General features: G+C 34.0%; 29 protein-coding genes. 7 read left to right on the top strand and 22 right to left on the bottom strand.

Going from position 1 to position 25,248, the window contains the following annotated elements; all coding sequences use genetic code 11:
* Positions 1-22 precede the first annotated feature (22 nt).
* From LJY17_RS11350 to hemA, 12 genes are all read right to left on the bottom strand, one after another.
* Complete coding sequence (locus tag LJY17_RS11350; RefSeq protein ID WP_264543938.1) at positions 23-964, bottom strand: leucine-rich repeat domain-containing protein; 942 nt, start codon at positions 962-964, stop codon at positions 23-25.
* A 95-nt stretch (positions 965-1,059) separates the two neighbouring features.
* A complete protein-coding gene (locus LJY17_RS11345) occupies positions 1,060-2,502 on the bottom strand; it encodes a nucleoside recognition domain-containing protein (RefSeq protein ID WP_264543937.1) in 1,443 nt (480 codons plus the stop codon).
* A 64-nt stretch (positions 2,503-2,566) separates the two neighbouring features.
* Positions 2,567-3,280, bottom strand: coding sequence for a 3'-5' exonuclease (locus LJY17_RS11340; RefSeq protein ID WP_264543936.1), 714 nt, complete (start codon positions 3,278-3,280; stop codon positions 2,567-2,569).
* Between the two features lie 74 nt (positions 3,281-3,354).
* Positions 3,355-3,825, bottom strand: a complete 471-nt coding sequence (locus LJY17_RS11335) for a methylated-DNA--[protein]-cysteine S-methyltransferase (protein ID WP_264543935.1) — start codon at positions 3,823-3,825, stop codon at positions 3,355-3,357.
* Positions 3,826-3,883: 58 nt separating this feature from the next.
* The gene (locus LJY17_RS11330; protein ID WP_264543934.1) at positions 3,884-4,261 is read right to left on the bottom strand and encodes a c-type cytochrome; all 378 of its coding nucleotides are present in this window, start codon (positions 4,259-4,261) and stop codon (positions 3,884-3,886) included.
* Entirely contained in the window at positions 4,261-5,259 is a 999-nt protein-coding gene (gene hemB, locus LJY17_RS11325) for a porphobilinogen synthase (protein WP_264543933.1), read from the bottom strand. The genes LJY17_RS11330 and hemB overlap by 1 nt, the downstream gene beginning before the upstream one ends.
* An 11-nt stretch (positions 5,260-5,270) precedes the next feature.
* Positions 5,271-6,173, bottom strand: a complete 903-nt coding sequence (gene hemF, locus LJY17_RS11320) for an oxygen-dependent coproporphyrinogen oxidase (RefSeq protein ID WP_264543932.1) — start codon at positions 6,171-6,173, stop codon at positions 5,271-5,273.
* 6 nt (positions 6,174-6,179) lie between these two features.
* The gene (locus tag LJY17_RS11315; RefSeq protein ID WP_264543931.1) at positions 6,180-6,803 is read right to left on the bottom strand and encodes a S1 family peptidase; all 624 of its coding nucleotides are present in this window, start codon (positions 6,801-6,803) and stop codon (positions 6,180-6,182) included.
* Positions 6,804-6,827: 24 nt separating this feature from the next.
* A complete protein-coding gene (gene hemE, locus LJY17_RS11310; RefSeq protein ID WP_264543930.1) occupies positions 6,828-7,853 on the bottom strand; it encodes a uroporphyrinogen decarboxylase in 1,026 nt (341 codons plus the stop codon).
* 33 nt (positions 7,854-7,886) lie between these two features.
* Entirely contained in the window at positions 7,887-8,555 is a 669-nt protein-coding gene (locus LJY17_RS11305; RefSeq protein WP_264543929.1) for a uroporphyrinogen-III synthase, read from the bottom strand.
* A gap of 3 nt (positions 8,556-8,558) precedes the next feature.
* The gene (hemC, locus tag LJY17_RS11300) at positions 8,559-9,488 is read right to left on the bottom strand and encodes a hydroxymethylbilane synthase (RefSeq protein ID WP_264543928.1); all 930 of its coding nucleotides are present in this window, start codon (positions 9,486-9,488) and stop codon (positions 8,559-8,561) included.
* A gap of 5 nt (positions 9,489-9,493) precedes the next feature.
* Positions 9,494-10,741: a glutamyl-tRNA reductase gene (gene hemA / locus LJY17_RS11295; protein WP_264543927.1), complete on the bottom strand. Its 1,248-nt coding sequence runs from the start codon at positions 10,739-10,741 to the stop codon at positions 9,494-9,496.
* A 228-nt stretch (positions 10,742-10,969) separates the two neighbouring features.
* Between hemA and LJY17_RS11290 the strand changes: the two genes are divergently transcribed.
* The 5 genes from LJY17_RS11290 to LJY17_RS11270 are packed head-to-tail and all read left to right on the top strand — an operon-like array spanning position 10,970 to position 15,670.
* Positions 10,970-11,836 carry a helix-turn-helix transcriptional regulator gene (locus LJY17_RS11290; RefSeq protein WP_264543926.1) on the top strand — a complete coding sequence of 289 codons (867 nt, stop codon included), beginning with the start codon at positions 10,970-10,972 and terminating at the stop codon, positions 11,834-11,836.
* A complete protein-coding gene (gene hemH / locus LJY17_RS11285) occupies positions 11,836-12,852 on the top strand; it encodes a ferrochelatase (protein ID WP_264543925.1) in 1,017 nt (338 codons plus the stop codon). The genes LJY17_RS11290 and hemH overlap by 1 nt, the downstream gene beginning before the upstream one ends.
* Before the next feature lie 5 nt (positions 12,853-12,857).
* The gene (locus tag LJY17_RS11280; RefSeq protein ID WP_264543924.1) at positions 12,858-13,409 is read left to right on the top strand and encodes a CopD family protein; all 552 of its coding nucleotides are present in this window, start codon (positions 12,858-12,860) and stop codon (positions 13,407-13,409) included.
* On the top strand, positions 13,410-14,885 hold the full coding sequence (locus LJY17_RS11275; protein ID WP_264543923.1) for a sensor histidine kinase: 1,476 nt from the start codon (positions 13,410-13,412) through the stop codon (positions 14,883-14,885).
* A 2-nt stretch (positions 14,886-14,887) separates the two neighbouring features.
* Positions 14,888-15,670 carry an enoyl-CoA hydratase/isomerase family protein gene (locus LJY17_RS11270; RefSeq protein ID WP_264543922.1) on the top strand — a complete coding sequence of 261 codons (783 nt, stop codon included), beginning with the start codon at positions 14,888-14,890 and terminating at the stop codon, positions 15,668-15,670.
* A gap of 33 nt (positions 15,671-15,703) precedes the next feature.
* Here LJY17_RS11270 and LJY17_RS11265 read toward each other — a convergent pair whose 3' ends face one another.
* From LJY17_RS11265 to metG, 10 genes are all read right to left on the bottom strand, one after another.
* On the bottom strand, positions 15,704-16,348 hold the full coding sequence (locus LJY17_RS11265) for an HD domain-containing protein (RefSeq protein ID WP_413614510.1): 645 nt from the start codon (positions 16,346-16,348) through the stop codon (positions 15,704-15,706).
* A gap of 49 nt (positions 16,349-16,397) precedes the next feature.
* A complete protein-coding gene (locus tag LJY17_RS11260) occupies positions 16,398-17,390 on the bottom strand; it encodes an acyl-ACP desaturase (protein ID WP_264543921.1) in 993 nt (330 codons plus the stop codon).
* A gap of 6 nt (positions 17,391-17,396) precedes the next feature.
* Positions 17,397-18,131, bottom strand: coding sequence for a lysophospholipid acyltransferase family protein (locus LJY17_RS11255; protein ID WP_264543920.1), 735 nt, complete (start codon positions 18,129-18,131; stop codon positions 17,397-17,399).
* A gap of 82 nt (positions 18,132-18,213) precedes the next feature.
* A complete protein-coding gene (locus LJY17_RS11250) occupies positions 18,214-18,624 on the bottom strand; it encodes a BrxA/BrxB family bacilliredoxin (RefSeq protein WP_264543919.1) in 411 nt (136 codons plus the stop codon).
* An 85-nt stretch (positions 18,625-18,709) separates the two neighbouring features.
* Positions 18,710-19,612 carry a histone deacetylase family protein gene (locus LJY17_RS11245; RefSeq protein WP_264543918.1) on the bottom strand — a complete coding sequence of 301 codons (903 nt, stop codon included), beginning with the start codon at positions 19,610-19,612 and terminating at the stop codon, positions 18,710-18,712.
* A complete protein-coding gene (locus LJY17_RS11240; RefSeq protein ID WP_264543917.1) occupies positions 19,612-20,238 on the bottom strand; it encodes a chloramphenicol acetyltransferase in 627 nt (208 codons plus the stop codon). The genes LJY17_RS11245 and LJY17_RS11240 overlap by 1 nt, the downstream gene beginning before the upstream one ends.
* Positions 20,238-20,921, bottom strand: coding sequence for an HAD family hydrolase (locus LJY17_RS11235; protein ID WP_264543916.1), 684 nt, complete (start codon positions 20,919-20,921; stop codon positions 20,238-20,240). Before LJY17_RS11235 ends, LJY17_RS11240 begins: the two co-directional genes overlap by 1 nt.
* A 23-nt stretch (positions 20,922-20,944) precedes the next feature.
* Positions 20,945-21,130 (bottom strand): hypothetical protein, encoded by a 186-nt coding sequence (locus tag LJY17_RS11230; RefSeq protein ID WP_264543915.1) that lies wholly within the window; start codon positions 21,128-21,130, stop codon positions 20,945-20,947.
* Positions 21,131-21,141: 11 nt separating this feature from the next.
* On the bottom strand, positions 21,142-21,657 hold the full coding sequence (locus LJY17_RS11225; protein ID WP_264543914.1) for a ferritin: 516 nt from the start codon (positions 21,655-21,657) through the stop codon (positions 21,142-21,144).
* 39 nt (positions 21,658-21,696) lie between these two features.
* A complete protein-coding gene (gene metG / locus LJY17_RS11220; protein WP_264543913.1) occupies positions 21,697-23,757 on the bottom strand; it encodes a methionine--tRNA ligase in 2,061 nt (686 codons plus the stop codon).
* A gap of 98 nt (positions 23,758-23,855) precedes the next feature.
* On the opposite strand from metG, the gene LJY17_RS11215 reads away from it, so the two are divergent.
* Together LJY17_RS11215 and LJY17_RS11210 are read left to right on the top strand one after the other, a co-directional pair.
* Complete coding sequence (locus LJY17_RS11215) at positions 23,856-24,818, top strand: S66 peptidase family protein (RefSeq protein WP_264543912.1); 963 nt, start codon at positions 23,856-23,858, stop codon at positions 24,816-24,818.
* Positions 24,818-25,177, top strand: coding sequence for a YraN family protein (locus LJY17_RS11210; RefSeq protein ID WP_264543911.1), 360 nt, complete (start codon positions 24,818-24,820; stop codon positions 25,175-25,177). Before LJY17_RS11215 ends, LJY17_RS11210 begins: the two co-directional genes overlap by 1 nt.
* Positions 25,178-25,248 lie beyond the last annotated feature (71 nt).

The raw sequence follows: 25,248 nt of genomic DNA, 5'->3' as shown, positions 1-25,248 counted from the left end.
ATTGGAAATCGGCTTTGAAAATTTATGGTTTTGGTGTGGTTACTAGTTTTTTTATAGCATCAGATTGGCCATATTCTAATTTTTTAAGGAAATCGGCCATACTTTCAGAAACCTTTTCCCAAGGATTGGCACCTAAATAAAGTTCTTTTAAATTTACTAGTGCACCAATTTCAGATGGCAAAACTTTAATTTGATTTTCATCAAAATTAAGAGATGTCAAGTTAATTAGTTTTCCAAAGCTGTTAGGAATTCTTTTTATTTGGTTTTTAGCCATATTTACATTGGTTAAATTAACCAATTCACCCAATTCAGCAGGAATTACTTGAATTATATTTGATTTTAGGTTTAATGAATTCAAATTAGCCAAAGCACCAACTTCTACAGGAATTTCGGCAATATTGTTTTTTTCTAAATTGATTACTTTCAATTTGGTTAAAAGTCCAATTTCTACTGGAATAACTTTAAGTTTGTTATCTGCTAAGCTCAATTCGGTCAAATTAGTAAGGCCTCCAATTTCTACAGGAATTGCATCAATTTTATTGCTGCTTAGGTTGAGTTTTCTAAGACGAACAATTCTTCCTACATAAGGAGAAAGAGCATCTAATTTGTTTCTTTGCATTTCAAGTTTTTCTAAACTAGTCATTTTAGCCAACTCGATAGGGAAGCGCATAAACAAATTGTTGTTAATGTACAATTCTCTTAGTTTGGTAAGCTTGGTTATTTCAATAGGAAGTGTTTGAAGGTTGTTGTAGTTTAACCAAAGCTTTTCAATATTAACATATCTTCCAATTTCGGGAGGAAGTTTAGTTAAAGATCTATTGTTTAGATTAAGTTCTTTTGCCTTTTCTGGATTTGGTGCATTCATGATTTCATCCATCGAACGACCTTCGGCTTCTTGGGCATTTGAAATAAAAAAAGCACAATTAAACAGTGCTAATAAAAGTAGTTTTTTTATTGCATTCATGGTAATGTATTTGGGTGCTGTAAAAGTATAAAATTAGTTTTAAAGGAATAAAAAAACCGATAAAATATCGGTTAATTTATCTTTAACGAATTGATTTATAGGAAAAACCAACTAGCAATTGCAATTGCGGCTATAACACAAATTAAATCAACCAACAACATCATACCTAAAGTGTAACGTGTGTTTTTAATATTTACTGAACCAAAATATACTGCTATTACATAAAAAGTAGTTTCGGCACTACATTGAAAAATACAACATAAACGACCTGTGAAAGAATCAGGACCAAAATTACGCATCGCATCAATCATAAAACCTCTTGATCCACCAGAACTAAATGGACGTAGCATTGCTACTGGTAACGAATCTGTAATTTGTTTACTGACACCAATGTTTGAGAAAAGGAAAGAGATTCCGTTACTAATAATTTCAAATAAACCACTGTTTCTAAAAAAAGAAATTGCCACTAACATTCCCATCACATAAGGGAAAATTTTCACTCCAGTGTTTAATCCGTTTTTGGCACCATCTACAAAAGTGTCAAAGATAGTTGTTCCTTTTTCTGTGAATTTTTTCTCATGTTTAAAGGCAAAAATTAAGGTTATAGCAATGATTGAAATTAACATCAAACCAGAAAGATTACCAGTAAAATAATTTTTTCCAATTAAATCCAATCCGTTAATGTAAAATAATAACCCTGCAATTGCTGCAATAATGGTAGTAATAGCTACTACAAGGGAAGCACTTTTAAAATTAATTCGTTGCTTAATTCCTACTAATAAAAACGCTGCAATGGTTCCAACAAATGACGTAATTATACAAGGCAACATTACATCAGCTGGGTTCGATGCATTTTCTGCAGCTCGATATCCTATGATTGAAGTTGGAATTAATGTTAAACCAGCTGCATGCAAGCACATAAACATGATTTGAGCATCACTGGCTTTGTCTTTTTCAGGGTTGATTTCCTGTAAACTTTCCATGGCTTTTAAACCAAATGGTGTCGCGGCAGAATCCAATCCAAGGAAATTGGCAGCAAAATTCAATGTCATGTATGAAATTGATTCATGATTTTTTGGAACAGTTGGAAATACTTTTGCAAAAACTGGGCTCAATTTAGAGGCTAATTTTTCGGAAGCTCCTGAGATAATTAATAATTCCATTAACCCGCAGAAGAAGGCTAAGTAAGCAATTAATGGAATGATTAAATCGATTAAACTGTTTTTGCAGGTTGGTAATAATCCATCAGATTTTTGAACACCACTATACACTTTAACCGTCTGACTCTTATAAATATAAGTGGTATCAGCATTAATTGTATCACGGTTAATGACCATGGTCATGTCTGGTGCTTTTTGGATACTATCGGCAATAAATTTTGGAACTTGGTTTAAGTATTTTTCAGAAATTAAAATAGGTTCATCTTTCTTTCCGTTCAAAACATAATCGATAGTATAACTGTTTCCAGTAAATAAACTTACCACCACAAAAAGAATAGAAGAAATAAATATAACGAGCCAAAATCTGCTTAGAACCATAAGTTTTGTTTTTTGTAAAGATATTTAAATTTTTATACTCAACGTTTTTTTGAAGAAGAATGGCTTATACATGAATTACTTCATCATCAATCAACAAATCTTCTCTGCGTAAACGAAGTAAAATTTGAGCCACAGCAATTACATCTTTTTCACAATATGTAACAATACGGTTAATGTTTTTTTCTACATAAAAAACATGTGCTACTTCACTTCCATCAATGTCATCTTTGGGCGAAGGAATGCCTAGAACATTAGTTAATAATTTTAGAGAAGTATAATGTTTGTAGTCGCCAAATTTCCAAAGTTCCAAAGTATCTAAATGAGGTACTTCCCAAGGTTTTTTACCAAAAAGATTCAGTTTTTGAGGAATTGCAAGATTATGGATTATCATTCGTCTTGCAATAAAAGGAAAATCAAATTCCTTAGCGTTGTGGCCACACAAAATATGTTGAGGTTGACTAAAATGATTATTTAATACGTTTGAAAAATCTTTAAGTATTTTTTCTTCTTCACCAAAAAAAGAAGTTACTCTAAAATTACGGACATCACTTTTGATTGTAAAATAGCCAACAGAAATACAGATTATTTTCCCAAATTCGGCCCAAATGCCAGCACGGTCATAAAATTCTTCTGCAGTAAACTCTTCCTTGCGTTGGTATTTAGTTTTGAGATCGAAAAGATCTTTTTTTGTTTCGTCCAAATCTGAAAAAGTTTCAAATTCAGGAACAGTTTCTATGTCTAAAAAGAGGATGTTTTCGAGTTGGATTTTATCTAACATGAAATAATATTTTGGCGTTTATGTCACGAATGTAAAAGAATTGCCTTGAATTCCGGCTATTGGTTTTAAAAAAATTAAAACAAGCTTTGTTGTTTATTAGGATTTTCGTGTTCGAGTAACCATTGTTTCCGCCACAATCCACCTGCATATCCTGTTAAAGAACCATCAGTGCCAATAACACGATGACAGGGAACCACAATCCAAAGTGGATTTTTACCATTCGCAGAGGCTACGGCGCGAATGGCTTTAACATCGCCTAGCTTTTTAGACAAATCGAGATAAGACATGGTTTTGCCGAAGGGAATATTTAATAATTCCTGCCAAACTTTTTGCTGGAATTCAGTACCTTTAGGGTTTAGTTTGAAAGTAAAATCGGTACGATTCCCTTCAAAATAGTCATGAAGTTGATTAACCGCCTCTTGTAAAACTTTTGGGATTTCTTTGGACACTTCTCCTTCTGATAAAACAGAAATTACGGTAATACCTTTTTCATCTCCTTCTATTTTGGTGATTCCTAAAGGCGAATTGATAAATGCTGTTTCCATGTGATAAAAGTAATTATTTAAAACAAAAAAGCCATCCGGAGATGACTTGATTTTTGTATTATTTTGAAAAACTGAGCATATAGGCTTCCAACGCTTTTAACTCCTCTTCGGGAAGATTTTTGGTTACGGCAAAGTTGGTTTTCATCGTTTCATACTGGCTTGGATCAACAATAGGCTCACTTTTTTCCTGAAGAAAAGCGACAATGTTCCCTCCTTTTTCTTTGTATAGTTTAGCAATATCTTTTATTGCGGGTCCTACTGTTTTTACTTCAGGTTTATGGCAAGTATAACAGACGCCTTTCCCTTCAAAAATTTCTTTGCCTAATTCTTCTGGTTTTTGTTTGGTCGCTTCTGTGGTGGTACCAAAATTCTCTTGACTCTCTTTTTTACAAGAGAAGAAACTTAAAACAATAAGGGTAAATACTATTTTTTTCATTATTTCTGATTCAATAAAATGGCTGCTTCTTTAGCAAAATAGGTCGAAATTAAACTCGCACCAGCACGTTTGATACACATCAATTGTTCCATCATAATTTTATCATGATCTAACCAGCCTCTTTCAGCCGCCGCTTTAATCATGGCATATTCACCAGAAACATGGAAAACGGTAACGGGAACATCAACCACATTTTTTACTTCACGAACGATATCCAAGTAAGCAATTCCAGGTTTTACCATCACCATATCAGCCCCTTCTTCTACATCCCATAACGCTTCTTTTACGGCTTCAATGCGATTAGCATAATCCATTTGGTAGGTCTTTTTATCTTTTGGGACTACGATATCCGCCTCCCTAGGGGCACTATCTAACGCATCGCGGAACGGACCGTAAAACGCCGAAGCATATTTCGCCGAATAACTCATAATCCCCACATTGTGAAAACCTGCCGCGTCCAAACCTTGACGTAAACGCAACACACGTCCGTCCATCATGTCACTTGGCGCTACGAAATCGGCACCCGCTTGAGCATGTGAAACGGCCATTTTAACTAAAGCATCGTTGGTCGCGTCATTCGCTACATCACCGTTTTCAATAATTCCGTCATGACCATAAATTGAATACGGATCTAACGCCACATCTGGCATTACAATCATTTCCGGACAAGCTGCTTTGATAGCACGAATGGCATTTTGCATTAATCCGTTTGGATTCCAAGCTTCTTTACCGGTATTGTCTTTTAGGTTGTCGTTTACTTTCACATAAATGTTTACGGCACGAATTCCTAAAGCGTATAATTCTTTTACTTCTTCTACCGTCAAGTCTAAAGTCCTGCGGTAAATACCTGGCATAGAAGGCACTTCAATTTTGTTGTTTTCGCCTTCCATGATGAACATTGGAAACATGAAGTCGGTTGGACTTAAACTGGTTTCTCTAACTAACGAACGAATACTCTCATTCACTCGTAATCTTCTACCTCTGTGTATTGGAAACATAATTTTATTTTTTAAACCCAATCAATTGGATTGGTTAATACCTTTATTAATTTTTCTTCTTCACTACCTTTTTCAGGATGATGGTCATACACCCATTGCACATGAGGTGGTAAACTCATCAATATAGATTCTATTCTTCCGTTTGTTTTTAGTCCGAAAAGTGTTCCTTTATCGTGCACCAAATTGAATTCTACATAACGACCACGGCGAATTTCCTGCCAAGTACGTTGCTCTGGAGTGTATGGCAAATCTTTTCTTCTTTCCACAATTGGCACATAAGCTTCTAAAAATGAATTACCCACTTCGGTAACAAAATTGTACCAATCTTCCATTTTCATGGTGTCTGTTTCTTTCAAATAATCAAAAAACAAACCCCCTATTCCTCTGGCTTCATTACGGTGCGCATTCCAAAAATAGGCATCGCATTTCTTTTTGTAGTTGGGATAGAACTCCAGATTGTGTTTGTCGCAAGCCGTTTTACACGTTTGATGAAAATGTTTCGCATCTTCTTCAAACAAATAATATGGTGTTAAATCCTGTCCGCCACCAAACCACTGATTGATGATATTTCCGTTATCATCATACATTTCAAAATAACGCCAGTTGGCATGAACCGTAGGTGCCATGGGATTTTTAGGATGAATGACTAAACTCAATCCGCAAGCAAAAAAATCAGCTTCGCCTACACCAAACATCTTTTGCATGGTATCGGGTAATTTTCCATGTACGGCAGAAATATTCACACCTCCTTTTTCAAAAACTTGACCGTTTTCAATCACACGGGTTCTTCCGCCGCCACCTTCGGGTCTGTCCCATAAATCTTCACGAAATTTGGCACCTCCGTCGATATCTTCTAAACCTTTACAGATTTGGTCTTGAAGGGTTTGTATGTATTGGTAGAATTTATTTTTCATTATAGGTTAAAATACTTTCATTCTTTCACTATCAATACTGATTAGAATTGAATCCATTATTGTTTTAATAGATGTTGCTCTCGCAAAATTTCCTTTAGTATTATTTTCTTCACTAAATTGGTTAATCATTAATCCAATCACAACTCCACCATTGCCAAAAATTGGACCTCCTGAATAACCTCCTGTAACATATTCACTTGGAAATTCCATAATCACTTCCTCATAATCTCTAATTCTAACATCTTTTGAAAACTTTTCAGTGATTTCAATTCTTAAATTACCATCAGATGACTCAAATCCACAATATAAAAGTCCTTTATAAGAACTTAAACTTTCATGTCCAGGATACAATGGAAATTCACAAGGATTATTTTTATCAACAATCTGTAGTATAGCTATATCACATTCTTTATGTTCAGCCAATACCTTGACATTAAGGATTACTTTTTCATTAATATTTGGTACAAACTCAATATATAAATTTTGTCTAGGTAAACCATGCTCCATAACAACATGAGCTGCGGTTAAAATCCAATCTTTTCTTAAAAATAAAAATCCAGTTCCTAGTTCTGGTATTTTTTCATTTCTATCAGAAATGATACATACTTGATTCTTATTGAGTTTCATCATAATTAGGAAGTTATTAGTGCATATTTAAGAATTATACTCCTTCACCGCTTCCACAAACGCTTTCGCATGATCCACAGGAATATTTGGTAAAATTCCGTGACCTAAGTTGACGATGTAATTGGCTGCCCCGAATTCATCAATCATTTCATGCACCATTTTCTTGATGGTTGGAATGGGTGACAATAAACGTGATGGATCAAAGTTTCCTTGTAACGTAATTTTTCCACCAGTTAAATAACGGGCATTTCTAGGCGAGCATGTCCAATCTACTCCCAATGCCGAAGCTTTCGATTTGGCCATGTCATTTAACGCAAACCAACATCCTTTTCCAAAAACAATTACTTTCGTTTCTTCCGCTAATGCTTCCACAATTTGGTTGATATATTGCCAAGAGAATTCTGTGTAATCTGTTGGAGATAACATACCACCCCAAGAATCGAAAATCTGGATCGCATTACAACCTGCTTTTACTTTTTCTTTTAAATATAGAATAGTGGTATCGGTAATTTTTTGCAATAACGTATGGGCTGCTACTGGATTGGAAAAACAAAATCCTTTAGCTGTATCAAAACTTTTAGAACCTTTCCCTTCGACTGCATAACAAAAGATTGTCCATGGAGAACCTGCGAAACCAATTAACGGCACTTCGTCGTTCAACATTTCTTTGGTCAACTTAATCGCATCAAAAACATAACCCAACGTTTCATTCACATCGGGAACAAATACTTTTTCTACTTGCTCCATCGTGCGGATAGGATCAGGAATAATAGGTCCTAAATTATCTTTTAATTCTACGTGAATTCCCATAGCGCGCGGTACTACCAAAATATCCGAAAATAAAATCGCTGCATCTGGTTTTACAATTCGAATCGGTTGAACTGTAATTTCCGCAGCTAATTCTGGTGTTTCGCAACGGGTAAAGAAATCGTATTTATCGCGTAAGGCTCTAAATTCTGGTAAATATCTTCCTGCTTGACGCATCATCCAAACGGGTGGACGTTCAACAGATTCGTTATTTAAGGCACGCAGAAATAAATCGTTTTTTATCATACTTTTTAGCTTTTAGTCAATAGTCGTTAGCTATTAACTTTTATAATAATTTATACATTGAATAATCACGTTTTCAACCGAAGGCTGATTGGCAATTATGATATTTTCAGTAATCGTTTGAAGTGCATTTGCCGTGGTATTCCCAATGCAAAAACACATTTCATCCGTAATTTTATTTTCTTTTAGATAACTTTCTACTCCCGACGGACTGTAAAACAGAATACCATCAGGCTTAGTGTTAATTTTTTGTGGTGTTAAAATCGTTTCATAGACTTCAATTTCATTGAAAGGAATTCCGTTTTCTTTCAGCATTTCGGGCAAAACATCGCGACGTAAATTTCCGCTGAAAAAAGTATAACTCTGATCGGCATACACTAACGAAATAATCTCAGCTAAATCGGCTGCATAACCCGTATAAGCTTCTACAGTAAAACTGTTTTCTTCTAATAAGGCTTTGGTTTTTAAACCCACACAGAAAACCGTTTTTTGTTTTAAGACTTCAATATTCGAATGCTGTAAAACACTTAACACCGCATTTTGACTGGTAAAAATAAGCGTTTCGTTAGTGTTATTTAATTCAAACGATTTGTATTTTATTTGAATAAAATCAGCTTCTATCACTGAAAAATTAGCATTCAACAAAAACTGCTTCTGATTGGGAAGCAAAACTTTGGTGGATAATATGCGAGTGTTTTGGGCCACGAATTATTTTTTCAGTTTTTCTTTTATCTCTTTCATTAATTCGGCACCGCCATTGTCCAAAATTTCTTTGGCACAATTGAATCCCAGTTTTTTCCACTCGGAAATATCAAAACTTCGGTTGATTTCAAATTTTTGTTGTCCATCAATAGCAAACAATACGCCTTTAAAATCGATTTGATCTGTCTTTTCATTATACGTTGCCAAAGCGCCAATTGGTGCAGTACAACCTCCTTCTAAAGTTCTTAAAAACTGACGTTCAATATAGGTACAAATTTCAGTTTCAATATGATTCAGTTCCGACAACGCTTCCAATGCAAAAGTATCTTCTGCCATAGCCACTACCAACATAGCGCCTTGTGCAGGAGCAGGAATCATCCAGTCTAAATTGATAAAAGTATTGGGCTTTAAATTGATGCGTTCCAATCCGGCGGCGGCAAAAACAGCTCCGTTCCAATCGTTATCTTGCAATTTTTGCATACGGGTGTTTACGTTTCCACGCAAGTCGACTACTGTATGTTTGGGATATTTATTTAGCCATTGTGCCTGACGACGAAGACTTCCTGTGGCGATAGTTCCATTAGTTTCAAGGAAATCTAAATTGCCTTTGTGGACTAAAATGTCAACGGTATTGGCACGTTCTAAAACGGCTGCTTGCACAATTCCTTGTGGTAAGGCTGTTGGCACATCTTTCATAGAATGCACAGCAATATCTACCTGCCCAGCAATCATGGCGATGTCGAGCGTTTTGGTAAAAATACCCGTAATACCTAATTCGTATAGTGGTTTGTCAAGGATAATATCCCCTTGTGATTTTACGGCAACAATCTCGGTTTTATAGCCTAAATCGTTCAGTTGTTTTTCAACGGTGTGGGCTTGCCAAAGCGCTAATTCGCTATCGCGAGTTCCTATTTTTATAATTCGATTTTTGGCCACAGATTTTATTTTTCTAAGAGAAACACTTTTTGAATCCAATCGACACTGTCATCTACCGAAGTGTTTTCATCTTTTAAATGATTGGCAAAATGATTGGTTATTTTTTGAATGATGCTATTGCTGATTAACTCAGCTTGCTCTTCATCAAAATTGGATATTTTTTTGCGTTGAGTTTGCAATTCTTTTTCTTTAATAGCATGCAGTTTGGCTTTTAAAGCATGAATCGTCGGCGCATATTTACGTCCTTTGGTCCAAGTCATGAACTCCTCTAGGATTTCATTGATAATGGCTTCTGCCGCTGGAATCTGACTTTTTCTGTTTTCTAAAGTTTCATCCGTTATTTGCGATAAATGATCCATGTGGACTAAAGTCACCCCTTCAACATCCTGAACATTTTCGTTCACGTTTTTAGGTATCGATAAATCCAAAATCAGCAATGGCTTTTTCAGATTCAAAATCGCTTTATCTACCGTTGGGTTTTGAGCACCAGTAGCGACTACCAATACATCCGCTTTTTGAATTTCCACCTGCAAATCGGCATAGTCTTTAACTATCACATCCAATTTTTTAGCCAATTTTTCGGCTTTATCCTTCGTTCTATTGATTAAGGTAATTTGACTATGTTTGGTATGTTTTACTAAATTTTCACAGGTATTTCTTCCAATTTTTCCAGTTCCGAACAATAAAATATTTTTCTCTGAAATATTAGGAACTGTTTTGAAAATATACTGTACCGAAGCAAATGACACCGAAGTAGCCCCCGATGAAATTTCGGTTTCGTTTTTCACGCGTTTACTCGCTTGAATCACCGAATTTACCAAACGCTCCATATAGGCATTAGCCAAATTATGCTCTTTTGAAAGAACAAAAGCATTTTTTATTTGGGAGATAATTTCAAAATCCCCTAAAATCTGACTGTCTAGACCCGTTCCTACTCGAAACAAATGCGTGATGGCTTCTCTGTTTTTATGCACATAAGCTACCTTTTGAAAATCCTCAACCGTTCCTTGGCTGTTTTCACAAAGTAATTTGATTAACTGGAAAGGGTGTTGTGCAAAACCATATATTTCGGTACGGTTACAAGTAGAAGTAACAATCAGGCTTTCAATTCCTTCTGCTTTAGCTTGGATGAGTAAATTTTCTTTGGCTTTATCGTCAAGACTAAATTTACCTCTCATTTCTGCATCGGCTTTAAGATAACTTAGACCAATAGCGTAAAATGAAGTCGATTTTGCGGGTATATTCTGTGTCATTAAATCCTAATCAAATTTTCGTTACAAATTTAACCTTGTACTTTTTATAAAAATAACGCTATAAGTACTTTTTGTGTCGCTATAAGTAATTTTTATATCACAAAAGACTTTTTAGCGATATTTGTTTTATTTTTGCAGTAAAATAAGGTGTTTAGAATTTATTTATATAGAATCATTCTAAATAAAAATAATCTTATTGACTCCAATTTAATTTTAAAAAGTATCGCTATGAGTTCAGCGGAAGAAATAAAAATAGACGATGAATTTATTTTAATTCGCTTTCAGAATGATTCTGAGGAAGAAATGAAATACGAGCGTCCCGTCAAGACAGGATTGATTCAGTTTCACTTTGGATTAAAAGGAAAGGCAAAATTCATCTTTAATAATGGCAACTATACTTTGGATTTAAAAGATGAGAAATCGCTTTTGTTTTACAATCCGGAAAAAGAATTGCCACTTCATATGGATATTGCACCTAAAACATGGATTATTTCTATCTTGATTTCTATTAAAAAATTTCATGGCTTATTTACCAGTGATGCTGATCATATTCCTTTTTTAAGTCAGGAAAATATAGACCGAAAATATTATGGCGAAGAGAATATAACACCTTCAACGGCAATTGTGTTGAATCAGATGTTTCATTACCATTTGAATCCTACTATTAAGAATTTATACTACAAAGGGAAAGGATATGAACTACTGAGTTTGTTTTTTAACAAAAATGAAGATCCAAATGTCGAACAATGTCCGTTTTTAATTGATGAAGAGAATGTAAAAAAACTGAAAAAAGCAAAAGAGATTATTATTGCCAATATGTCCGAACCTCCTAGTTTAGAAGAACTTTCAGAAAAAGTAGGGTTAAATTTAAAAAAACTAAAAACTGGTTTTAAACAAATTTACGGCGATACGGTTTACGGTTTTTTATTTGATTACAAGATGGATTATGCCCGTAATTTATTAGATAGTGGTTCATACAATGTCAATGAAGTAGGATTAAAAATTGGCTATAGTACAGCCAGTCATTTTATAGCAGCATTTAAAAAGAAATTTGGCACTACGCCTAAAAAATATTTATTAGAAAAAACACAGTAATGAAAGGAGTATTATTAGTTAATCTAGGTTCACCTGAGAGCCCAAACCCAAAAGATGTAAAGCCTTATTTAGATGAATTTTTAATGGATAAATACGTGATTGATGTTCCGTATTTATTAAGAGCTTTATTGGTCCGTGGAATTATTTTACGTAAAAGACCAGAAGAATCGGCACATGCGTATGGTAAAATCTGGACTAAAGAAGGTTCGCCGCTTGTAGTCATTTCTAAAAATGTTCGTAAAAAAGTTCAAGATAGAGTAGATATTCCAGTAGCCTTAGCGATGCGTTATGGTTCAATGACTATCCAAAAAGGACTTCAAGAACTAAAAGACAAAGGAGTAACCGAGGTGTTACTATTGCCAATGTATCCTCAGTATGCTATGGCGTCTACCAAGACGATTTTTGTTTTAGCAGAGGAACTTCGTAAAAAACATTTTCCAGAAATGACAATTACACGAATCAATTCCTTTTATAATAAAAAAGATTACATCCAAAACCTAGCTGATTCTATCAAGAAACACTTGGAAGGATTTGAATATGATCATCTTTTATTTTCGTATCACGGTATTCCAGAGCGTCACATAAGAAAATCAGATGTAACCACTTCACATTGTAAAATCAACAGTAGTTGTTGTGTTACGGCTTCGCCAGCACATGAATTTTGTTACCGTCATCAATGTTTTGAAACTACTCGTCAGGTAATTGAAATTTTGAACATTCCAAAAGAAAAATACAGCGAAACATTCCAATCTAGACTTGCTGGTGATAAATGGCTGGAACCGTATACTGATGTTGAGATTAACAACATGCCTGCAAAAGGGATCAAAAATCTGGCTGTGGTAACCCCTGCATTTGTTGCTGATTGTTTAGAAACTTTAGAAGAAATCGCTATGCGTGCTGATGAAGATTTCAAAGCTAATGGTGGAGAAAACTTTAAGGCTATTCCATGTTTGAACGAAGATGAAGCTTGGATGGATACAATCGCAAATTGGATTAAAGATTGGGCTAAAAACTAACGTTAATGGAACTTTATAATTACATAAAATCACTGCATCTTATATTTGTTATTACTTGGTTTGCAGGTTTGTTTTATATAGTGAGACTGTTTGTGTATCATGCCGAAGCAAAGCAAAAGCTTGAACCTGAACAAAGTATTTTGATTAAGCAATATCAGTTAATGCAGTATCGTTTATGGTATATCATTACCTGGCCAAGCGCTATTTTAGCTAGTTTTTTTGCGTATTGGATGTTGTTTTTTACAGATGCTGGCCAAGTTTGGTTAACACAATCGTGGATGCATGTTAAGCTTGGTTTTGTGTTTTTCTTATACTTGTATCACTTGAAATGTCATCAAATTTTCCTTCAGTTACAAAAAGACGAAGTAAAGCATACATCAGGTTTTTTTAGATTATGGAATGAGGGAGCAACAATCATTTTGTTTGCAGTTGTATTTTTAGTGATTTTAAAAAATGCCGTAAATTGGATTTATGGAGTGATTGGAATTATACTTTTTTCAGTACTTTTAATGCTCGGGTATAAATTCTATAAAAAGATTAGAGAAAAAAATCAGTAAATGAAATCCCTTTTTAAGGTTAAACATTGGTCCTTACGCACAAGAATCTTCATGTCGATGATTCTAATTACACTTATATCTTCGATATTAATTGCGGCAGCGTCTATTATTCATTTTCAGATTAAAAGCAAAGTGTACCATGATGAAAAGTTATTGATTAAAGAAAACCAAATTCGTCAGCACATACAATATATTTTAGCAACAACTCCACACCCGTTAACTACGTTTAACTTAAGATCAATTTTCTCATATAAGATTTTCGAAATTGCTAATATTCACAATATTCAAATTGATATTTTCGATTTTTCAGGAAGATTGTTAGTTACATCTAAAGCACCTATAATTAATGGTCAAATTTCTCCTTTATTGCCAGATTATGTGGTAGAAAGAGTAAAGAATTCACCTAAGAATAGATATGTCGATTTTGCAGAAGGAAAAGATAAAAGCTATCGTTTTTCGTATAGTTACTTAATGGATTTTGTAGAAAATAAGCCTTTAGGGATCATTCGATTGCCTTATGTTGAGGACGATTCTTTTTACAAAAACGAAATCAGAAACTTCTTGCTTATTTACGGAATGGTGTATTTGGCAATGGTTATTATTTCGATCTGGATTGCATATTATTTGTCAAAATATATTACAAAGTCATTAAAAACAATTTCGGATAGATTGACAGAAACTAGTTTGACCGAAAAAAATGAAAGAATAGAATCTGTTACCAATAGCCGTGAAATTGACAGATTGATTTTTTCATACAATAAAATGATTGATCAGTTAGAGGATAGTGCCAATAAATTAGCTCAAAGTGAAAGGGAAGGAGCGTGGCGTGAAATGGCAAAACAGGTAGCCCATGAAATTAAAAATCCGCTTACTCCAATGCGTTTAACGGTACAAAGTTTTGAAATGCGTTTTAATCCTGAAGATCCCAATGCTAGGAAAAAACTAGCTGATTTTTCTAAAACATTGATTCAGCAAATAGATACCATGAGTGCGGTAGCTTCTGCATTTTCAAATTTTGCTTCATTGCCTGCACAACAAAACGAAACGCTTAATATAGTTGATGTCGTACAATTGGCACTGGAAATTTTTAACGAAGATTATATTCGATTTGAAGCTTCTCACGAAGAAATAATTACTAAAATTGACAGAACTCAACTTATTAGAATTATAACGAACTTAGTTAAAAATGCTATCCAGGCTATTCCCGAAGAACAAGAAATGAAGAGCATTTTGGTCTCAATTACTAAAGACAAAACCAATGCTATAATTTGTGTAGAAGACAACGGAAAAGGAATTTCGTACCTTGATTTTGATCGAATTTTTGAACCAAAATTTACTACGAAAACAAGTGGAATGGGATTGGGCTTAGCAATCATTAAAAACATTATTGAAAATTACAACGGAAGCATTACCTTTGATTCTAAAGTAAACGAAGGAACTACTTTTAAAGTTATTTTACCCATATTAAATCAATAAACATGGCACTAGAAAATATTATTTTAGAACACGAAAAAGGAATTGCTACAATTTTTATAAACCGACCTGAAAAATTAAATGCACTTAATAAAGCTACAATTTTAGAGTTGCACGAAACATTAAAAACAATTGAAGCAAATCCTGAAGTGAAAGTAATTGTAATTACAGGAAGTGGTGAAAAAGCTTTTGTGGCAGGTGCAGATATTTCTGAATTTGCAAATTTTTCTGCTAAAGAAGGAGCACAATTAGCTGCTAAAGGACAAGAATTATTGTTTGATTTTATTGAGAATATGAAAACTCCAGTTTTTGCTGCTATAAATGGTTTCGCTCTTGGCGGAGGTTTAGAATTAGCAATGGCTTGTCATTTTCGTATCGCTTCAGACAATGCAAAAATGGGATTACCTGAAACATCCTTAGGAGTTATTCCGGGGTATGGAGGAACACAGCGTTTACCACAACTAGTTGGTAAAGGACGTGCAATGGAAATGATAATGACAGCAGGTATGATTGATGCGCAAACAGCATTAAATTACGGTTTAGTAAATCACGTTGTACCGCAAGCCGATTTATTTTCGACATATATGACCATAGCAAATAAAATTATAAAAAATTCCCCAGTAGCTATCGGTAAAGCAATTAGAGCAGTTAATGCCAATTATAAAGATGGTGTTAATGGTTACGAAATTGAAATAAACAAGTTTGGAGAGTGTTTCGCCACTGCCGATTTTAAAGAAGGAACCACAGCGTTTTTAGAAAAAAGAAAGGCCGAATTTACGGGTAATTAAATAATAAAAAGAGAACCAATTCGGTTCTCTTTTTTATTTCTGCCCATCCCATTCAGCATAAAATTGTGAAAGGAATTGTTCCATGAATTCATGTCGTTCTTCGGCAATTTTTTTACCTGTCTCGGTATTCATTTTATCTTTTAAGAGCAATAATTTTTCGTAGAAGTGATTTAAAGTTGGAGATTCACTTTTTTTATATTCTTCTTTTGTCATGTTAAAATTTGGTTGGATTTCAGGATTGTATAAAGCTCTGTTTTTAAATCCTCCATAATTAAATGCGCGTGCAACTCCAATAGCTCCAATAGCATCTAAACGATCTGCATCTTGAACAATTTCTAATTCTTTAGAATTGAATTTTTTTTCAAAATTTCCACCTTTAAAAGAAATGTTTTCGATAATGTTAATTACATGTTGAATGGTTTCTTCATCTGTGTTTTCATTTTCTAAAAAAATTCGAGCTGTTTTTGGACCAACGGTTTCATCTCCACCATGAAATTTGCTGTCTGCAATATCATGCAATAAAGCTCCCAGCTTTACAACTGTTAAGTTACAATCTTCTCCGTTGGCAATTAATAATGAATTTTTATATACTCGTTCAATATGAAACCAGTCGTGACCTCCTTCGGCTCCTTCCAGTTGTTTTTTTACAAAAGCAATGGTATTGTTTATTAAAGACATAGATAGGATAAGGGATTAAAAAATCCTTTCGAAAGAAAGGATTTTGTGTTTATTTTATTAAAGCGGGTTGTTGAACCCATTTAAAAACGTGTGAATCTGGAGCAATTTTGATTCTTTCAGCAAGTTTTGTCATTCTGTCTGGAAGTTTCATTAAGTAATCTCTTGCTTTTTCTGCTTCATCAGTTAAATTAGAAATTTTATCTATTTCCCATTTCTGAATTAATTTTTGCATAATATCGACATAATCCATAGAAGTATAAACTCCAATACGTTGTGCAGATTCTGAAAATTGTTCAAAAGCACTTCCTATCTTTTCACCAGACTCTCTGATAAGTTGAGCAGGCATGTTAATTTTGTGTTTCATCATATGATGAAAAGCCATCATCATTTGACTAGGATCTACATCAAAAATTCTTTTCACAAAATCAGAATATGCATGATGGTGACGCATTTCATCACCAGCAATTAATTTGCAAATTTTCGATAATTTATTATCACCATATTTTTTAGCTAACTGTGCTACACGGTTATGCGAAACATAAGTAGCTAATTCCTGAAAGCTTGTAAAAACAAAATTTTTATAAGGATCTCTATCAGTTCCTGGATCAAAACCATCAGTGATTAAATGTTGTGTAGTCACTTCTACTTCACGCATATTTACGCGGCCAGATAAATACAAATATTTGTTTAATAAATCTCCGTGACGATTTTCTTCACCTGTCCAATGGCGTAACCATTTTGACCATCCATTTTCTGGTTTTTGAGATACACCTTCTACATCCATTAACCACGATTCGTAAGTTGGTAAAGCTTCTTCGGTAATGGTGTCACCTACTAAAACAACCCAAAAATCATAAGGTAAATCATTGGCAATTTCTCTTAATTCTTTCACTTCTTCTAAAAAGCTTTCACTTTCAGAGTTTGGTAACAAATCTGAAGGTTGCCAAATTTTTTCTATCGGGAGTAAGTATTGTTCAACAAAACTATCAATGCTTTTTTCTAAAAACTGCATCACCTCCAAGCGTACATTTTGTATTGACATGATTCTTTAATTTTTTATTCCACTTACAACTGCTGATTCTGTTTTTTCCATTAATTCATTAAATGAAAAACCTTTAATAGCCATTGGTTCGTGAATTATGAATTGTAATTTATTGCCCAATCCCATAGGGAAACTTCCGTAACGAACCATTTTCCATGAATTGTTTATAGAAATAGGGACAATATAAGCGGAAGGGGCATATTTGCATAAAATTTTAAGACCGTTTTCTGAAAAACGTTTTGGAACTCCTGTTTTGCTTCTTGTTCCTTCAGGAAAAATAACAGCAGCTCTGTTGTGTTTTTCTATATATTCTCCCAAACTTTTAATAGCTGGAAGCGCTTGTTTAGGATCTTTTCTGTCAATTAAAACAGATCCGCCGTGTCTTAAATTGTATGAAACACTAGGAATTCCCTTTCCAAGTTCTTTCTTGCTTACAAATTTCGGATGAGAACGTCGCAAATACCAAATTATTCCAACTATATCATACAGACTTTGATGGTTAGCTACAAAAATTACAGGAGCGTTTTTTGGAATCAAATTAACATTTTCAAACTGATACCTTGTGCCCAATAAATTGGTGCATTTTGTTAAACAGAAATTTAGATAATCGACACTTTTTTTATGTGCTTGGTATCCAAAAACGTTTAAACAAATCCATTGAATAGGGTGAAAAATTAACAGGCATAGGCCAAAAAACAGATAATAAATTACTGATATTGGGTAGGAAATTAATTTTTGCATTATTTATATCAATTTAGGCAAAGATACGTCATTAAATAAAAAAAACCACTCTAAAAGTGGTTTCCTTTTGAGGTTTTTCTATTTAGCAAAACTCACTGTAAGCGTCTTTTAAGTTTTCTGCAATGATCTCCGCAGGGCGTCCTTCAATGTGATGACGTTCCAACATATGTACTAATTCACCATCTTTAAATAATGCCATAGCAGGAGATGATGGAGGAAAAGGAAACATATGTTGACGGGCTGCATCAACAGCATCTTTATCTACACCTGCAAAAACCGTGATTAAGTGATCTGGTTTTTTATCACCATCTAAACTCATTTTTGCTCCTGGACGAGCATTACGAGCTGCACAACCACAAACTGAATTTACTACTACTAGTGTAGTCCCTTTTTGCGCTAAAGCATTTTCTACTTCTTCAGCAGTATGTAGACCTTGAAAACCTGCGTCAGTTAATTCGGCACGCATTGGTTTTACCATTTCTTCTGGATACATAATTCTTTTAGTTAAAAAGTTATTGAGGCACAAAGTTACAAAGAATATAAGTTTTTGCGTTTTATTTAATAGGAATTTAACGAGACTAGTGGAAAATGTCTTTAGCAACTCTATACGTATTTGAATGTCCTTCAATGATAGTTTTAATTTGTGGAGAATAACCACCTCCCATACTACATTGTACAGGTATTTGATATTTTTCGCAAAGTTCAAAAACTATTTCATCACGTTTTTTACAACCTTGAATAGTACAACTTAATTTTCCTAATTTATCTGTATCTAAAATGTCTACTCCACTTAAATAGAAAACGAAATCAGGTTTTTGTGTTTCTATAAGTTTAGGTAAAGTGTCATTTAAAATTTTCAAATATTTATCATCAGAAGTGCTATCAGGTAAAGCAATGTCTAAATTGGAAGTTTCTTTTTTGAACGGATAATTACTTTTCCCATGCATAGAAAAAGTAAAAACAGCATTATTGTTTTGAAAAATTTCTGCAGTTCCATTGCCTTGATGTACGTCTAAATCGACAATCAATATTTTTTTAGCTAAAGTGTTATTCAATAAAAATTGTGCTCCTATTGCCTGATCATTTAGTAAGCAAAACGCTTCTCCATGATTTGTATACGCATGATGTGTTCCTCCTGCTATGTTAAAAGCGACTCCATCTTGTATTGCATTTTGAACACCTTGTATTGTTCCTTGAGCAATGCGTAATTCTCTTTCAACCAACTCGGCAGAAAGTGGAAATCCAATTTTTCTGGCAGCTCTGGCATCGAGTGTTAAATCAAGTAAGTGATTAACATACTCTTTGCTGTGTACGGCAAAAATATTTGATAAATCTGCAATTTCAGGTTCAAAAAACATTTTTTCAGTAGCGGTTCCTTCATGTAACAACTGCTGAGGGAGCAATTCGTATTTGAGCATAGGAAAACGATGTCCTTCTGGAAGCGGATGTTTGTAAATAGGGTGATAAGCGATGGAAAACATTACAGATTCATCTGTTTTTCGAATTCATCTATCAACAAACCTACATGGTAACCGTCGACCAGCCCATGATGTACATGGATAGACATTGGCATTGATTTTCTACCATTTGTCTCAGTTAATTTTCCAAAAGATATTTTTGGACAACTGTCTGGATATGAAAAACCCCTTGCGTGTGACATTGAAGTAAAGTCTATCCAAGGAATTGCAGAAAAATGAATTAAATTACTGTCAGGGAATTCACGGGTAAGAAGGCCTTTTGTGTTTTGAATTCTTTCTGTTTCCTGTAAAACGTTTTGATGAAATTGATTTAAATCGGAATCGAATTCAATTAATGAAAAACCAAAAGTTTTGTCTTCTCGCATGATTGTTGAAGAAACATCTATTCTCTCCCAGATATAAACTTCATTATCAATAACTCTGTATCTAAAGTTTTCTACAGCATTTATGGCTGCCAAAGTTTTGTGCAGATAAAAAGTAAAGAATGGGATTTTCATTTTTTTAGCTGTTTTGTATGCATGAGTGCAATCAATAGTAACAGTCAAGCCATAAAAAGGTTCTTCCATTTGGCTGAAAAACTCAAAATGTTCTCTACGATTCCATGTCGATAAATCTAACTTTGTTTTCATTAAAGCAAAGATAAGACTTCTTTCACATTTGTAATTGACTTAAAATTTTCGTGGACTATTTCAAAATCTATTTGTTCATAAGCCCAAGTAGTGTGATACGGAATGTGAATGCCATATCCCCCAATATTTAATACTGGTAGGACATCAGATTTTAGAGAATTTCCAATCATTACAAAATCAGTAGGTTCGATATCTAAACGACTAAGCATTTTTTTGTAATCAACTTCAGTTTTATCACTCATTACTTCGATGTGGTGAAAAAAGTGTCCTAATCCAGAATCGTGTAGCTTGCGATGCTGGTCTTTTAAATCGCCTTTGGTAGCTACAATTAGTTTGTATTTTCCTTGTAGTTCTTTTAAGATGTCTTCAATATCGGGTAATAATTCGACTGGTTTTTGCAGTAAATCTTTTCCTATGTGTAAGACTTTGTCAATTGCATGTCCTGAAATTTGATGATTGGTTAATTTTAAAGCCGATTCTACCATAGACAGTGTAAAGGCCTTAATTCCAAAACCGTATAGGGGTAGATTTTTTACTTGATGACTTAAAATAAGTTGTAGGATTTCCTGATGCGAAGCATAGTTTTGAAACAAAGAACAGAATTTCTCTTGAGCTTCATCAAAATAAGGTTCGTTATGCCAAAGCGTATCATCAGCATCAAAAGCAATTACTTTTGGATTCATCTTCATAGGATTAAAAAACTCCTTCAATGAGAAGGAGTTATATGATATTTCTCAATTAAGTCAAACATTGGACAGCGTTTGCAACGTTTTGACTCTTTCTTTTTATATTTTTCGCAACATTTTGACTTACACTTTTCTGCTTTTTTGTGTAGTTTTTTAAGCTCTTTTTCGTGCTTATCTTTGTCCTTATCCTTGTCTTTTTTGCTCAAAGCAAAAAGGTTTAAGCTTGTTTGTCTGCTGTGTTCTTAGCGGTAATTTGTAAAATATCTCTATCAAACAAATATAGACCTCCTTTATCATCACCAATCATATTGATTTTATCCAATATGTTTTTTGCTTGAGCTTCTTCTTCAATTTGTTCAGCTACATACCATTGTAAAAAATTATGTGTGGCATAATCTTTAGATTCAAAAGTTATGTGTACTAATTCGTTAATTGATTGCGAAACAAACAACTCGTGTTTATATAATTCTTCAAACATTTCCTGAAATGCAGTAAATGTTGTTTTAGGCATTTTTAAGTCGGTTATTTGTGCATGTCCTCCACGTTCGTTTACATACTTAATCAATTTAAGCATGTGCATGCGTTCTTCATCTGATTGTAAATACATGAAACGTGCAATGCCTTCAAACCCATGAATTTCGGCCCAACATGCCATTGATAGATATACTTGTGACGATTCGGCTTCGATTCTAATTTGCTTGTTTAAAGCATCTTCAATACTTTTATGTAACATATTTAGTGCGTTTTCTATAAAGTTACAAAATATTATTCATTAAGCAATCGTCGCTCCGTTTTCAACGCCTTCTTTCTCAGGAGAAACAAAAACCAGTTTACCTTCAGCATTATTAGTTAGTAACAACATTCCTTGACTTTCAACTCCACGAAGTGCTCTCGGTGCAAGGTTTACTAAAACGGTTACTCTTTTTCCAATAACTTCTTCTGGTGTGAAATGCTCAGCAATGCCTGAAACAATTGTACGTACATCAAGACCAGTGTCTACTTTTAAAACTAATAATTTATCTGCTTTTGGCATTTTTTCAGCTTCAATAATAGTACCTACACGTAAATCTATTTTTGCAAAATCATCGAAAGTTGTTGTTTCTTTTTGAGGCATAATTGTATTTTTTGTGGCTACTACGTTTGCTTTTTTAGTAGCTTCGAGTTTGTCAATTTGTTTTTGAATTTCGGCATCTTCAATTTGTGCGAAAAGAATTTCTGCTTCGCCAATTTTGTGACCTGCTGGTAATAAATCAGACGTTTCAGCAACTTTATTCCATTCTAATTCTTCCAATTTTAAAATGTTTGCCAACTTGTTAGCTGTAAAGGGTAAGAATGGTTCAGCAAGAACACGTAAAGCAGCAGCAATTTGTAAGGCCACATACATTTGTGTTTTTACACGCTCTGGATCAGTTTTTACCATTTTCCAAGGCTCTTCATCTGCTAAATATTTATTCCCTAAACGAGCGACATTCATCATTTCGCCTAAAGCTTCTCTGAAACGGTAGCGTTCTATCGAAGAAGCAATAACAGCTGGATAAGCTTTTAACTCAGTTAACGTAGCTAAGTCAACTTCATTAAATTCGTTTGGAGTTGGAACAATTCCTTCGTAATATTTATTAGTCAATACCACCACACGGTTGATAAAGTTCCCGAAGATAGCCGCTAATTCATTATTGTTTCTTGCCTGAAAATCTTTCCAGGTAAAGTCGTTGTCTTTAGTTTCTGGTGCGTTCGCAGTTAAAGCATAACGAAGTGCATCTTGTTTTTCAGGAAAATCTATTAGATATTCATGTAACCAAACTGCCCAGTTTTTAGAAGTCGATAATTTATTTCCTTCTAAATTCAAGAATTCGTTTGCAGGAACGTTATCAGGTAAAATGTAGCTTCCTTCCGCTTTTAACATTGCAGGGAAAATTACACAATGGAACACTATATTATCTTTTCCGATGAAGTGAACCAATTTAGTGTCATCTGATTTCCAATATGGTTCCCAATCTTTTCCTTCACGAGCTGCCCATTCCTTTGTAGATGAAATATAACCGATTGGCGCATCAAACCACACATATAGTTTTTTGCCTTCAGCACCTTCAACAGGAACATCAATTCCCCAATCCAAATCGCGGGTTACAGCACGAGGCTCTAAACCTCCATCAATCCATGATTTTACTTGTCCATATACATTGGGTTTCCAGTCATTTTTATGACCTTCCACAATCCATTTCTGTAAAAAATCAGAATATTCATTTAAAGGTAAAAACCAGTGTTTTGTTGATTTTAAAACTGGAGTTGTGCCTGTAATTGTTGATTTTGGATTAATTAAATCGGTAGCATTTAAAGACGAACCACATTTTTCGCATTGGTCGCCATATGCTTCCGGATTTGAACACTTGGGACAAGTTCCAGTTACGAAACGATCGGCTAAAAACTGATCTGCTTTTTCGTCGTATAATTGATCAGTAGTTTCTTCGATGAATTTACCATCATCGTATAATTTTCTAAAAAATTCAGAAGCGGTTTTATGATGAACTTCAGCAGAAGTTCTAGAATAATTATCGAATGAAATTCCGAAGTCAATAAATGATTTTCTGATAATTCCATCATATTTGTCAATCACTTCCTGTGGTGTAATACCTTCTTTTTTAGCTTTCATAGAAATAGCCACTCCATGTTCATCGCTTCCGCAGATGTAAGCCACATCTTTTCCTTGTAAACGTAAAAAGCGCGTATAAATATCACCAGGAACATACACACCAGCCAAGTGACCAATGTGGATGGGACCATTAGTATAAGGCAATGCTGCCGTAATTGTATATCTTTTTGGATTTTGTACCATAATTCAATTAAATAGAGTGCAAAAATAAGGTTTTTTCGTCCAAGAATACATGAATAGTATTCCTAATTTATTACTTTTGAAACTATAAATGATAAGTAATGCTTCGCTATTTAATTGCTTTTATACTTATTTCTAACTTATCCTATTCACAGAAAATGATGATTACACCTCCTTTATTGAAAAAAGGCGATACGGTGGCTATTGTGGCTACTGCGCGTAAAAATGTTGACGATAATTTGAAACCTGCAATCGATTTAATGAAAAGTTGGGGGTTAGAAGTGAAAGTAGGAAGTACGATAGGTTTAGATTTAAACCAGTTGGCCGGAACCGATGAGCAGCGTGCCAAAGATTTTCAAGAGCAGTTAGATAATCCCAATATTAAAATGATTTGGTGTGTGCGTGGTGGATACGGAACTGTGCGTATGCTTGATTTGTTAGATTTTACTAAGTTCAAACAAAATCCAAAATGGATTGTAGGTTTTAGCGATGTGACTGTTTTGCATAGTCATTTGAACACTATGGGGTATAAATCGATTCACGGAATCATGCCAGTAACAGTCGCCAAAGCTTCTAAACCAGCAAAAGAAACATTGAAAGTAGCTTTGTTTGGAGAAGAGCGATTGGAGTATGATATTCCGTTTCATAATATGAACAAATTAGGTAAAGCTAAAGGCGAATTAGTTGGCGGAAATCTATCTATTTTGTATAGTTTGTTTGGATCACCTTCTGCAATAGATTGTAATGATAAAATTCTTTTTATAGAGGATTTGGATGAATATCTTTATCACATCGACCGCATGATGATGAATTTGAAGCGTAACGGATGTCTTGAAAGTATCAAAGGAATTTTAGTAGGAGGAATGACTAAAATGAAAGACAACGATATTCCTTGGGGGAAAGATGCTTTACAGATTATTGAAGATGTAACTAAAAAATATAATATTCCGATTGTTTATAATTTTCCAGCAGGTCACATTCAAGATAACCGAGCTTTAATTTTTGGTTCACAAATTGAATTAGATGTAAATGCAGAGTGTACCAAAGTTTTTTTTGAAAGATAATGGCTTTTCATAACGAGCTTGGGAAAAAAGGAGAGGAGCTTGCTAAGGAATTTCTTCAAAACGTGGGGTATACAATTTTAGAAAGCAATTTTGTTTTTCAAAAAGCCGAAATTGACATTATTGCTCAAAAAGAAGACACTTTGATAGTTGTTGAGGTGAAAACCCGTTCGTCGATTGATTTCGGAAATCCACAAGATTTTGTCAATCCAAAAAAAATAAAGCTTTTAGTAAAAGCGATAGACGAATACGTAAATTTAAAAAATCTGGATCTTTCTATTCGTTTTGATATAATTTCTGTTGTACACGATAAAGGAAACTTTACGATAGAGCATTTTGAAGATGCTTTTTATCATTTTTAAAAACTTTCTTAAAAAAGGCCTGTTTGTTATAAAAGCATTCAAAAAAATATAGCGAGGTTAAATTTGTAACA

Origin of the sequence: Flavobacterium hankyongi (assembly GCF_036840915.1) — a bacterium.
In the GTDB taxonomy this organism is placed as follows: Bacteria; Bacteroidota; Bacteroidia; order Flavobacteriales; family Flavobacteriaceae; genus Flavobacterium; species Flavobacterium hankyongi.
Note: the sequence above shows the minus strand (reverse complement) of the source record. Positions and strands in the feature narration are given on the sequence as shown.